The 12384-nt window shown below is 72.1% G+C and carries 11 protein-coding genes; 1 reads left to right on the forward strand and 10 read right to left on the reverse strand.

The window, feature by feature from the left end:
• Position 1: 1 nt before the first annotated feature.
• The 10 genes from KZ829_RS01565 to nfi form a co-directional block, all read right to left on the reverse strand.
• Complete coding sequence (locus tag KZ829_RS01565; protein WP_220142074.1) at positions 2–1807, reverse strand: LpqB family beta-propeller domain-containing protein; 1806 nt, start codon at positions 1805–1807, stop codon at positions 2–4.
• Entirely contained in the window at positions 1807–3492 is a 1686-nt protein-coding gene (gene mtrB / locus KZ829_RS01570) for an MtrAB system histidine kinase MtrB (RefSeq protein ID WP_246634893.1), read from the reverse strand. The genes KZ829_RS01565 and mtrB overlap by 1 nt, the downstream gene beginning before the upstream one ends.
• A 28-nt stretch (positions 3493–3520) precedes the next feature.
• Positions 3521–4210, reverse strand: coding sequence for an MtrAB system response regulator MtrA (gene mtrA / locus KZ829_RS01575; protein ID WP_014688036.1), 690 nt, complete (start codon positions 4208–4210; stop codon positions 3521–3523).
• A gap of 143 nt (positions 4211–4353) precedes the next feature.
• A complete protein-coding gene (locus tag KZ829_RS01580) occupies positions 4354–4557 on the reverse strand; it encodes a DUF397 domain-containing protein (protein ID WP_183224962.1) in 204 nt (67 codons plus the stop codon).
• Positions 4558–4607: 50 nt separating this feature from the next.
• The gene (locus KZ829_RS01585) at positions 4608–5456 is read right to left on the reverse strand and encodes a helix-turn-helix domain-containing protein (RefSeq protein ID WP_220142075.1); all 849 of its coding nucleotides are present in this window, start codon (positions 5454–5456) and stop codon (positions 4608–4610) included.
• Positions 5457–6206: 750 nt separating this feature from the next.
• Positions 6207–7391: a mannose-6-phosphate isomerase, class I gene (manA, locus tag KZ829_RS01590; protein ID WP_246634894.1), complete on the reverse strand. Its 1185-nt coding sequence runs from the start codon at positions 7389–7391 to the stop codon at positions 6207–6209.
• A complete protein-coding gene (locus KZ829_RS01595) occupies positions 7391–8611 on the reverse strand; it encodes an SIS domain-containing protein (protein WP_246634895.1) in 1221 nt (406 codons plus the stop codon). The genes manA and KZ829_RS01595 overlap by 1 nt, the downstream gene beginning before the upstream one ends.
• Complete coding sequence (locus KZ829_RS44785) at positions 8611–8871, reverse strand: Trm112 family protein (protein ID WP_183224964.1); 261 nt, start codon at positions 8869–8871, stop codon at positions 8611–8613. Before KZ829_RS44785 ends, KZ829_RS01595 begins: the two co-directional genes overlap by 1 nt.
• A gap of 44 nt (positions 8872–8915) precedes the next feature.
• On the reverse strand, positions 8916–10295 hold the full coding sequence (locus KZ829_RS01605; protein ID WP_220142076.1) for a phosphomannomutase/phosphoglucomutase: 1380 nt from the start codon (positions 10293–10295) through the stop codon (positions 8916–8918).
• An 88-nt stretch (positions 10296–10383) separates the two neighbouring features.
• On the reverse strand, positions 10384–11049 hold the full coding sequence (gene nfi, locus KZ829_RS01610; protein ID WP_220142077.1) for a deoxyribonuclease V: 666 nt from the start codon (positions 11047–11049) through the stop codon (positions 10384–10386).
• A 53-nt stretch (positions 11050–11102) separates the two neighbouring features.
• On the opposite strand from nfi, the gene KZ829_RS01615 reads away from it, so the two are divergent.
• Positions 11103–12359, forward strand: coding sequence for a GAF domain-containing protein (locus KZ829_RS01615; RefSeq protein WP_246634986.1), 1257 nt, complete (start codon positions 11103–11105; stop codon positions 12357–12359).
• The last annotated feature ends 25 nt before the right edge of the window (positions 12360–12384 follow it).

The following is a 12384-nucleotide window of genomic DNA, read 5'->3' on the forward strand; positions in this document are numbered from 1 at the left end:
GTCAGTCGAGGAAGAACGGCGCCCCGGGCACCGCACCCGGCCGCGGCTCACTGCTCGGGCCGGCCAGGCTACCGGCCTTGAGCTGCACCGACGTGGACAGGCCCTCCCACGCGTCGGTGCCGGTCGAGTACATCAACGTGGAACCGGTGGGCCGGTTGGACTCCGGATTGGCGGGGTACGTCGTCAGGTAGCTCACCGGGTTCGTGCCGATGTCGGCCAAACGGTCCGACTGGAGAGCCGCGTCGATCGAGATGTCCTCGATCGCGATCCGCTTGCTGCTGCGGTCGGTGCCCGCCACCGTGAGCCAGCCCTCGCTGGTGAAGTCCACCGCGGTCACCGACTCGAGCGGCGGGTCCAGCTCCTGGATGCCGCTGAGGGCCAGGCCGTCGCCGCTGATGGTCAGCACCGCCCGGTAGAGGCGGCCACCGATGGCCAGCGCCACCCGGCGCCCGTCCGGAGCGACCGTGATCGCGCTGACCCGCCCGGTCCCACCGGGCCAGGTGACCTGGAGCGCCTGACCGCCCTGCGCCCGGAACCGCCACAGCCTGCCGTCCGCGATGACCAGTCCGGCGGCCCCGTCGGTCCCGCCCTCCGGGGTGATCGCCCAAACCGGGTGACCGATGCCCCCGGGCAGCCCGGTGATCTCACGCAGCGTGGCGACCTGCCCGGCCGGGGCGAATCCCACCCTCAGCCGCTCGTTCTTTCCGGAGCCGGTGACCAGGGCCGCGTACACGTGCGACCCGGTGGTGGTGACCGCCGCGCGGCTGACGTCCTTGTTGTTGTCGGCGTTCAGGCCGGGCACGGTGTCCGGGGTCGGCCGGTCCGGCTCCACGAGACGCCGGACGGTGCGGTCGTACACCACGTACCGGTCCGGGTTGGGGACCAGCCGGTGTGCCGGATTGCTGGACAGGTAGTCGGTGCCGGAGTAGCTACGGACCTCCTGGTGACCGATCCTCAACTTCAGGAACTCGAACGGCAGGCGCCGCAGCGACCACTGCAACTGCCGCCGCAGGCGATCCACGGCCGCCTCGGCATCCTGGGTGGGCACCGCCTGCGCGCTCAGGGTGATCGCCAGCTCGTTCTTCTCGATCGCGGGCACCTTGCCCTCGGTGCGGGTGCCCTCCGGCAGCGGCTTCACGGCGTCCTGGAGCCACGGGGCCGGGCCGCCGATCAGCCAGCCCAGGATGATCGTCGGCTCCTGCTCGATCGGCACGTCACCGACGAGGTAGCGGACGTCCGGGACCAGGCCGGTGTACTCGGTGTTCCAGAAATAGATCGTGCGCTCTTCGTAGAAGTTGTCCAGCCCGCGGGTGCTGAGCAGCAGGAACGGCGGCGCCTCGACCATGAAGAGGCCGTCGCCGGTGACCTCGGTCAGGGTGAACTCGTAGGTGCCGGTGGTCGGCTCGGCGGGCGGCTCGATCAGACCGTTCTTGCCGAGGGTGCCGAGCAGCTCGTACTCGACCTTGACCTTGTCCTGGTCCTTGGTGAGCAGCGGGGTGTCGATCGTGCGGATCACCCGGGGCGCGGCCGGGGGTTTGAACTCCTTCGCCGTCGTCGACATGAACTGCTTCACCCGGTCCAGCGCGGTGTCGTAGTCCCCCGCCGCGGCCTGGAGGTAATTGGTGACGAACTGGGCCCGGTCGCTGGTCGACTCGCGGGTGAGCCGGCTGCGCAGGCTGCCGTCACCGGAGGAGATGCCGGTGGACGGGCCCGGGCCGAGATCGGTGACGTCCGAGCCGTCCGGAATCCCGCAGCCGCCCAGCAGCACGAGGACCAGCGTCGTACCCGCGATCATGCGGCGCAGCATCAGCCCACCTCCGCGGTCTGGTCACAGGGACTCGACGGCAACTCCGCGGTCCGGTCACGGGGGATCAACGGCAGCGGCGCCGCGACCAGCCGGTCGCCGGAGCGCACCGGCAGGGTGAGCCGGAACTGGGCGCCCTCGCCGGGCGAACCCCACGCCTCCAGCCAGCCACCGTGCAACCGCGCGTCCTCGACGCTGATCGACAGGCCGAGCCCGGTGCCGCCGGTCTGCCGGGCCCGGGACGGGTCGGCCCGCCAGAACCGGTTGAAGACCAGCCGCTCCTCCCCCGGCTTCAGCCCGATCCCGTGGTCGCGGACGGTGACGGCCACGGCCGCGTCGTCGGTCGCCATGGTGATCCGCACCGGCTTCGCCTCCCCGTGCTCGACCGCATTGCCCACCAGGTTGCGCAGCACCCGCTCGACCCGGCGCGGATCCACCTCGGCGATCACCGGGGTGTCCGGCAGGCGCAGCTCCAGCTCGACGCCGGCCCGCTCGGCCAGCCCGGCGAGCCGCTCGGCCACCCGCTCGACGATCGGAACCAGATCGGTGTGCTCGGCGTCCAGCGCGGCGAACCCGGCGTCGAAACGGCTGATCTCCAGCAGGTCGGTGAGCAGCTCCTCGAACCGGTCCAGCTCGGCCTGCAACAGCTCGGCGCTGCGCGCCACCGCCGGGTCGAAATCCTCACGCTCAGAGAAGATCAGGTCCGCGGCCATCCGGACGGTCGTCAGCGGTGTCCGCAGCTCGTGCGACACGTCCGAGGTGAACCGCCGCTGCAACCGGGACATCTCCTCCAGCCGGACGATCTGCCGTTGCAGGTTCGCCGCCATCTGGTTGAACGCGGCGGCCAGCAGGGCCAGGTCGTCCTCGCCGTCCACCTTCATCCGCTGGTCGAGCAGGCCGGCCGAGAGGCGCTGGGCGGTCCGTGCGGCCACCCGGACCGGGGTCACCACGAGCCGGGTGACCAGGCCGGCCACCACGCCGAGCAGAATCACCAGGGCCAGGCCGGTGGCCAGCACGATGGTCCGGATCAGGTTGGCGTCCTGGTCCTCGGTGGTCAGCGGAACCATGTAGTAGAGCTCGACGTGACCGAACCGGGTGGGCACCGGAGACCCGTACACCAGGTATTTCGTGACCTGGCCGTTGATCTCGGCGGTCCGGATCTGGCGGGCCTGCTTGCCGGACCCGGCGGAAACCTTGTCGATCATGTCGCGGGTGATCAGGTCGCTGGTGCCAACGGTCGGCGGCACGGTGACCGCCTGGAGATCCGGGTAGTTCTCCGCCCGGATCGAGACGATCGACGAACCCGGCGAGCCGGTCTTCCCGTCGAAAAGCTCGTCGGCCAGATCGTTCAGCGCGTTCGGCAGCTCCGGGTCCCGCGCCTGCGGATAGAGCGTAAGCTGCTTCAGCGCGTAGTCGACCTTGCCGTCCATCGCTGTCTGGGCCTCGTCCTCGGCGCGGCTCAGCAGGATGTCGGTGCTGCTGTTCGCGATGAAGGCGCCGAAGGTGCCGACCAGCAGGCTGGAGGCGACCAGGGTCAGCGCCACCACCCGCAACTGGAGCGAACGGCGCCAGGCCCGGCGGGCCGGCGCCGTGTAACGCTCCAGGTGGCGGGCCAGGACACGCCAGTAGCGCCGCACCACTCGCAGGGCGCGGCGCACGGGCATGGGGAGCCAGGTGGGAGCACGCATCGCGGCAAGGTTATCCCCCCGCCGACGATCAGCCGGTGCCCGCCTTGTAGCCGACGCCGCGGACTGTGAGGATGATCTCCGGCCGCTCCGGGTCCGGCTCTATCTTGGCGCGCAACCGCTGGACGTGCACGTTGACCAGGCGGGTGTCGGCCGCGTGCCGGTAACCCCAGACCTGCTCGAGCAGGACCTCGCGGGTGAAGACCTGACGCGGCTTGCGGGCCAGGGCCACCAGGAGGTCGAACTCGAGCGGCGTCAGCTTCACCTCCTCGCCGTCCCGGGACACGGTGTGTGCCGGCACGTCGATGGTGATCTGGTTACCGGGCGGGCCGATGGTGAGCATCTCCGGCGCGGCGTCCTCGCCACGGCGCAGGCGGGCCCGCATCCGGGCGACCAGTTCCTTGGGCTTGAACGGCTTCACCACGTAGTCGTCGGCGCCCGACTCCAGGCCCAGCACGACGTCGACGGTGTCGCTCTTCGCCGTCAGCATCACGATCGGGATGCCCGACTCGGCGCGGATGGCGCGCGCCACGTCGATGCCGCTCATGCCGGGCAGCATCAGATCGAGCAGAACGATATCCGGGCGATTCTCCCGGAAAGCGGCCAGGGCACGTTCACCGTCCGCCACGAAGGAGGGTAGGAATCCTTCGCTGCGCAGGACGATGCCGAGCATCTCGGCCAACGCGGGATCGTCATCGACGACCAGTACCCGGGCTCTCATGCGGTCCAATATTGCACTGTCCTCCCGGTCTTCGCGCTACCTGGGGGGCGATCTTGCCCGGGAAGCCTGTCCATGCCAGAGAAAACGGGCGGTCCCGGTCCGGGACCGCCCGTCGCGCGCGATCGATGATCAGGAAATCCCGATCACGCGCCGGGCCGGTCGAACTCTCCCGCTCGGACCCCGGCGATGAAGCCGGTCCAGCCCGCGTTGCCGAAGCTCAGCACCGGTCCGGTGGCATCCTTCGAGTCACGCACCAGCACCGCGGCGGGCACCTCGGCGACTTCGACGCAGTGCCCGGCAGCGCCACTGCGGCTGCTCTTACGCCAGGTGAGCGTGGTGTCCTGCATGATCATCTCCTTCCGTGGAATGCAAGTCCATTGGACCCCACGCCGGGAGATCACCGCGCCAAACGATCCCTCGTCTCAGCGATGACCGTTCGGCTGTCTTCTGGCGACAAAGAGCGTTCCTGCAGGTCATCGAAGGCATCCTGGTAGACGTCGATCTCTTCGGGCTTCACCCGGAAGAGGCCGCCGGTCAGCCCTTCGATGTGCACGACCGGGGCCCGGGTGCCGGTCGCGAACTCCAGCACCATGAACGACTCGCTCAGCCCGGCGTGCGCGCCCGCCTGGAACGGCAGGATCATCAACTCCACCCCGGGGCGGCTGCTCGCCTCGTACAGCCGGGCCAGCTGACGGCGCTGCACCTCCAGCCCGCCGACCTGGCGCAGCAGCACACCCTCGTCGATGACGATCCGCAGGCTGGGCGGCGGCACCCGGGTCAGCGTCGACTGCCGGGCCATCCGCAACGCGAGACGGCGCTGGATCACGGCCGAGTCGTCGATGTCGACGCCGGCCTCGATCACGGCACGGGCGTACTCGTCGGTCTGGAGCAGGCCGGGCACCATCTGGGTCTCCCACTCGGAGATCCGCACGGCCTCGGCCTCCAGGGCCAGGTACTCGTCGTAGGGGTCCGGGACCGACGACCGGTACGGCGTCCACCAGGCCCGCGCCCGCCCCCGACGGGCCAGGTCCCGCAGCCGGCTGCGGTCCTCCACCGCCACCCCGTACAGGGTGAGGAGCCGGTCCAGGTCCGGTTCGCTGATCCCGGTGTGCGCCGTCTCGATCCGGCTGAGTTTCGACTCCGACCAGCCGAGCGCGGTCGCCACGTCGACCGCGCGGCGCTCACCGCGGAGCCGGCGCAGTTCCCCGCCGAGCTCCCGGCGCGCTGTCGATGTCGGCCTCGCCACGGAGCCACCATATCGACGGATCGGGTCCCCATTGCAACTTGCATGGCCACCAATGCACTTGCAGCGCCCGGGGCCTCGTGAAGTAATGGGAGGCGAAGGCCGGACCCGGTGGCGGCAACCGCCGGGGAAGAGTCCCCGTCCGGCGGGCGGGGGCTCCGGCAACACCGGTTTCCGCTTCGGCGGACCGCTCGTTCGCCAGGCCCCGTCAGCATCGCGCTGAGCGCGTCTCCCCCGCAGGACATGCACCCCGAACGGGGGACCCTCTCCGGGGACCGTTCGCTATCCCCGGCCGGGATAGCGAACGGGGCGACAGGCTTGAGCCCGCCGCCCCGTTCATCCCCCCGGTTTGGTACCGCGCGCGTCCGTGGGACCCCCCGATCACCAATGACGCTGCGTGCTTCTAGATTCACACTCTGCAACCATGATGTCAAGGAATTTCGAGAAATTTCGGGCGTGAAAGTGACGGAGTGCGACGGGAGAGCGGACAGATCGCCCCCATCGACGCGGCCGGGCCGAGAACGGGCGAGTCGGATCCACGACATGCGTGGCAGGCCGGAAGCCCGCGGGCCGGCGCCCGCGTACGCGACATGGCCGCGGCGCGGCAGGGCCGGTAGCGCGCGAACCGGCGCCCGCGTACGCGACATGGCCGCGGCGGGAAGCGCGCGGGCGGCATCCGCGACAGGGCCGAAGCGGCCCGCCCGGTGGACGGGGGGGCCGCGACGGCGTGGTCGAGCGGGAGACCCGCGCGGGTCAGGCCGGGACGGCGGCCACGAAGATCGTGCCGAGGCCGGCGGCGGTGAGCGGGCCCGTGTCGGCCGGCGCGTAGGCGGCCGTGCCCGGGTGGAGGGTGACCGGGATGCCGTGCTCCTCGCCGACGTGGACGTCCCCCTCGGCGCCCAGCAGGATGCGGGGCCCGCTTCCGGGGATGCGGGCCGGCGGGCGGTCGGCCGTGAGGGTGATCCGGTACAGCTCGAAGTCGGGGACCGGCACACGCCATGCCGTCACGCCCGGGGCGAGATCGTGGGGGTGCAGCAGCGGATCGTCCAGGACCTCGAAGCGGAGGACCCGCAGCAGCTCCGCCACGTCGACCCGTTTCGGGGTGAGCCCGCCGCGAAGGACGTTGTCGCTGGCGGCCATCAGCTCGACGCCCAGGCCGTTCAGGTAGGCGTGCAGGTTGCCGGCGGGCATCCAGATGGCCTCACCGGGGGCCAGGCGCACCAGGTTGAGCAGCAGGGCCACCAGCACGCCGGGGTCGCCGGGGTAGTGGTCGGCCAGCTTCACGGCCAGGCGGTGCGAGTCGGCGTGCGGGTGGTCGGCGGGGTGGGCGGCGATCGCCGTGACCACGTCGTCGATCAGCGCCTTGCGGTCGTCCTCCGGCCAGGTGAGCAGCAGGCGGACGGCCTCCGAGAGGTCACCGGAGCGCAGCGCCGTGACGACCGGGTCGAGGCGGGGCAGGGCGAAGCCGGCGATCACGTCGGCGGCCGTCGCCGGCGGGCGGAACCCGCACAGTGCCTCGAACGGGGTGAGCGCCACCAGGATCTCGGGCTTGTGGTGGGCGTCGGTGTAGTTCTTCGGCGCCTCCGGGTCGGCCTCCTGGCGGGCGAACGCCTCCTTCGCGTACGCCGCGCCGGGGTGGGCCTGGAGAGAGAGCGGTGCGGCAGCGGCCAGGACCTTCATCAGGTACGGCAGGCGCGGCCCGAACCGCCCCGCCACGTCCTCCCCCAGTTGGCCGGCCGGGTCGCCGGCGATGAGGCCGTCGAGGTGGACCGGTCCGGCGGGGCCGGGCACGGTGGACGGGTCACCGGGATGCGCGCCGAGCCACAGCTCCGCCTCCGGCTCCGCGGTGGGAGCGGGGCGGCCCTGCAACCCGGCGATCGCGGTCCGGGAGCCCCAGGCGTACGGCCGGATGACGCCGGTCAGCGGGTACACGGTCATCAGATGCCCTCCGGAAGCAGGTTCGAGAGCTCCTTCATCTCGCTGATCGCCGGGACCGCCATCGGGTCGAGACCGTGGGCCAGCGCCAGGTACAGCGACGCGAAGTCGGGCACCGCGACCAGCGACGCCAGCCGTTCCAGGCTGGAACCGCCCTCGGCGGTGAGCACGTCGCAGCGGACGCCCCGCCGGTCGGCCAGCGTCTGGATGGCGTCGGCCCGGCGCTCCTCGACGGCGACCGGCTCGTCGGCGTCGTCCTCCGGGTTGAGCCCGCCGTCGCGGAAGACCACCAGCCGGAGCCGGGTCAGCTCGTCGGCGTCGTCGTCCGGGTCGGCGAAGATGTCCCGCGACGTCTCGGCCAGACCGCCGAAGACGCCGTCAAGCAGGCCCACCCGGCCCCGGCCGGCCTCACCGAGCGCGCCGGCCATCACCGGGTACCGGGCATTGGCGGCCAGGGTGTCGGCGAACCGGCGGGCCGCGACCGTGGCCAGCGGGGAGGAACCCCAGACGATCGGCACCGAGCCGGCCAGCCCGAGGGCCAGCTCCTTGGCCGGGTTGACGAACGAGTCGGCGCCGGGACGGCAGCGCTCGGCGTCGGCGTCCAGCCGGGTGGCGGTCTCGGCGATGTCCGCTTCGGCCAGCTTGGCGATGCCGAGCGCCCGGCCGGCGAACAGCACCGGGATGGTCAGACCCCACAGGGTGGCCCGGGCCGGGGCCCGGCGCGGCACGCCGATGAAGGGGGCGCGGGCCCGCTCGGCCATCGCCTCCAGGTCGGACCCGGGGTTGCCGATGGCGACCAGGCGGGCGCCCCGGCGGGCCGCCGCCTCGGCCGCGGCGAGGGCCTCCGGGCTGCGGCCGGAGGCGGACACGGCGATCACCACGTCGGCCGCGCCGACCCAGCCGGGCACGCCCGCGCTGCGGTGGCCGATGATCGGCACCGGGCAGCGCGGGCCGGCGACGGTGGACAGGATGCTGCCGGTGAGCCCGGCGGTGCCGATGCCGGCGACCACCACGGCCCGCGGCCGGCCCTCGTCGGCGAGCATGCTCAGGTCGACCTCGGCGGCGAGCGCCGCGGCCTCTCGCACCTGCGCGCCGGCCGAGGCGGTGGCCCGCAGCATGCCGCCGGGGTCGTTGCCGAGCATCGACTTCTCGTCGTTGAGCAGCGACTCGTCGGCGACGCGATGGCCGTTGACCCCGGCGGAGCCGCTCATTGGGCCGGCCATCAGTCCGTCTCCTGGTCAGCGGGCTTCTCGACGGAATCCTCGGCCAGCGGGCCGGCCGAGCGGGCGGCCGGCCGGTCCTCCGAGGAGGAACCGGGCAGCCGCGCCTCGTCCAGCAGCAGGATCGGGATGTCGTCGCGGATCTCGAAGATCCGGCCACACTCGGTGCACGTCAGCGTCTGCGCGCCCGCGTCGTGCTCGAGGGGCGCGTGATGGGTGTCCGGGCAGGCCAGAATCTCCAGCAACTGCTGATCGAGCGCCACCGAGTAACTCCTAATCGCCGCGTTGAACTCCGTTCGTGGCGATCCTATCCACGAACGATGGCGAGCACCGCGTCGCGCAGCTTCGCCATCCGATCCGCGTCGGGCGCCTCCACGTTCAGGCGCAGCAGTGGCTCCGTGTTGGACGCCCGCAGGTTGAACCAGGCGCCGTCGCCGAGCTGGAAGGTCTTCCCGTCGAGGTCGTCCACCCGGGCGTCCGGGAACGCGGCCCGCACCTCGGCGATCTTGGCGGAGGCGTCGGCCACCGTGGAGTTGATCTCACCGGAGGCGGCGTACCGCTCGTACTCGGCGGCGAACTCGGAGAGCGGCAGGTCCTGCCCACCGAACGCGGCCAGCACGTGCATGGCGGCCAGCATGCCGGTGTCGGCGAACCAGAAGTCGCGGAAGTAGTAGTGCGCCGAGTGCTCGCCGCCGAAGACCGCGTTGGTGGCGGCCATCTCGGCCTTGATGAACGAGTGGCCGACCCGGCTGCGGACCGGCTTGCCACCGTTCTCGACGATGATCTCCGGCACCGCGGCCGAGGTGATCAGGTTGTGGATGATCGTGCTGCCCGGGAACTTGGCCAGCTCACGGGCGGCGACCAGCGCGGTGATCGCGGACGGCGAGACCGCGTCGCCCTTCTCGTCGACGACGAAGCAGCGGTCGGCGTCGCCGTCGAAGGCGAGGCCGATGTCGGCGCCCTGCTCGCGGACCGCGTTCTGGAGGTCCACCAGGTTCTTCGGGTCCAGCGGGTTCGCCTCGTGGTTGGGGAACGAGCCGTCCAGCTCGAAGAAGAGCGGCTCGATGGTCAGCGGCAGCGCCGGGAGCACCTGGTCGCCGAGGACGGCCGGGACGGTGTAGCCGCCCATGCCGTTGCCCGCGTCCACGATGACCTTGAGCGGCCGGATGCCGGACAGGTCGACCAGCGAGCGCAGGTGCGCGGCGTAGTCGGCGAGCACGTTGCGCTGATCCACCCGGGACGGTCCGTCGGCCTCCGCGTTCAGGTCGGCGAGCAGCTGCTGGGCGCGCTGGCGGACGACCGCCAGGCCGCTGTCCTGGCCGACCGGGCGGGCGCCGGAGCGGCACAGCTTGATCCCGTTGTACTGCGCGGGGTTGTGGCTGGCGGTGAACATCGCGCCGGGCAGGCTCAGCGCGCCGGACGCGTAGTAGAGCTGGTCGGTCGACGCGAGCCCGATGTTGACCACGGCGACGCCGGCGGCGTTCGCGCCCCGGGCGAAGGCGGCGGCCAGACCGGGCCCGGACTCGCGCATGTCGTGACCGATCACGATCTGGTCCGGCTCGTCACCGGACTCCCGCAACATCTCGACGAACGCCGTGCCGATCGCTCGGGCCACCGTCTCGTTGAACTGGTCCGGGACGGTACCCCGTACGTCGTACGCCTTGATGATCTGCGACAGATCAGACACCACTACACCCCTTGCGCCAATATCCCCTTTGGGCCCGAGGGTATCGGAGCGCCTCGCGGGTCAAGGTCTCAACCGCGCGGCCGTACGGTTAACGGAGGAGATCTCTACACGCACGATCGGCGGCTCGCGTCGTCTCGGGCAGCCGGAACCGGGGCGCGAGTGCGAGTGTCAGCGCGCAGGCCCGATCCAGGTTGATCCGGTGTCCGACCGAGACGAAGACCGGTTTCACCCCGGTCTGGGTCCGCAGCACCGCACCGACCGTCTCCCCTGCGTCGACCAGCGGCGACCGCGCGCCCCGCTGTTCACCGACCGGGTCCCAGTCTCCCACCAACCGGGTCTTTCCGACGCCGAACGCCGGGAGATCGGTGAGGACGCCGAGGTGCGCGGCCAGCCCGAAGCGGCGCGGGTGGGCCAGCCCGTGCCCGTCGCAGATCAGCACCTCCGGCGGGACGGTCAGCCGGCCGAGCGCCTCCAGCAGCGCGGGCACCTCCCGGAAGGCGAACAGCCCGGGGACGTACGGGAACGCCGCCCGCCCCCGGACCACGGCCGTGTCCACCACCGTGAGATCGGCGACCCGCAGCACCACGACCGCGGCGGCGAGCCGGTCGTCCCCCTCGGCGTAGGCCACGTCCAGGCCGGCGACGGTGGTGGGCGCCTCCGGCCCGGCGCTGAGCACCACCCGGGAACGCAGGCTGTCCTGCACGGCGAGGGCTTCTTCTTCGGTACGGGGCCAGGGCTGCACGACCGGGAGCATAGAGACTGTTGTCACTTGCCGTGACGCGGGTCACGATGGGGCAGGAGGTGCTGCTGGTGAACCCGTGGCTTGCCCTGACCCCCGGAGACGACCCGGCCGAACGGATCCGTCAGGTCGGCCGCGCCCATGAACGGTTCCTGGCCGGTGAACAGCGCCCACCCACGATGCGCCCGGTGGTGGCCGAGTCGTGGGCGCGCTCGGCGGCGCACATCCGGGCCGACACCACCGCGCCGATCGACCTGGCCGACGACGACCTGGAGGCGTACCGGTCGGCGCATCCGCTGTCCCGGGTCATGCCGATCTTCCGGGACCTGCTGGGCGGCCTGGCCGAGGACGGCGACCACATCCTGGCGGTCTGCGACGAGCACGGCCGCCTGCTCTGGGTCGAGGGGCATCCGTCCACCCTGCGCGGCGCCGCGTCGATGAACTTCGTGCCGGGGGCGCGCTGGGACGAGGCGCACGCCGGCACCAACGCGCCGGGCACCGCGCTCGCCGTCGACCACGCGCTCCAGATCTTCGCGACCGAGCATTTCAGTCATCCGGCGCAGCGGTGGACGTGCGCGGCCGCCCCGGTCCACGACCCCGGCACCGGACGGCTGCTCGGGGCCATCGACGTGACCGGCGGCGACCATCTCGCCAATCCGCACAGCCTCGCCCTGGTCCGGGCCACCGCGCTGGCCGCCGAGGCGTACCTCCGTGGGGTGGGCCCGTTGCCGCAGCGGCCGCAGGTCGCGGCTCTCGGGCGGGACGAGGCCCGGCTCGCGGTCGGCGGGAAGCCGGTCCGGCTCGGCCGACGGCACTCCGAGCTGCTGGTCCTGCTCACCGTGCACCCGGAGGGGCGCACCGGCGACCAGCTCGGCTTCGACCTGTACGGCGACGGCGTGAGCCCGGTGACGGTCCGCGCCGAGCTGTCCCGCCTGCGCCGCATCCTCGGCCCGGAGCTGCTCGACTCCCGGCCCTACCGGCTGCGCGCGGGAGTGGAGACCGACCTCGGCACGGTGGCCCGCCTGCTGGACGCCGGGCGGACCGCGGAGGCGATGGACGCCTACCCCGGCCCGCTGCTGCCCGCCTCGGACGCGCCCGGCATCGTCCGGTTGCGACGGCGGCTGGACGACCGGCTCCGTGCCGCGATCCTGGGCAGCGCGGACCGGCGCCTGGTGCAGACCTGGCTGAACCGGCCGTGGGGCGGCGACGACCTGGAGATGTGGCAGGCCTACGCGGGGCTGATGCCGCGGGATCCGGTGGCCGCCCGGCGGGTCGCGGCACTGACCCGGGAATACGCGTGCAACGTTTCTGCAACGTGGCCGTAACTAGCGTCCGCCTCAACAGAGGAGG

The sequence above is a fragment of the Actinoplanes hulinensis genome (genome assembly GCF_019429605.1).
In the GTDB taxonomy this organism is placed as follows: domain Bacteria; phylum Actinomycetota; class Actinomycetes; order Mycobacteriales; family Micromonosporaceae; genus Actinoplanes; species Actinoplanes campanulatus.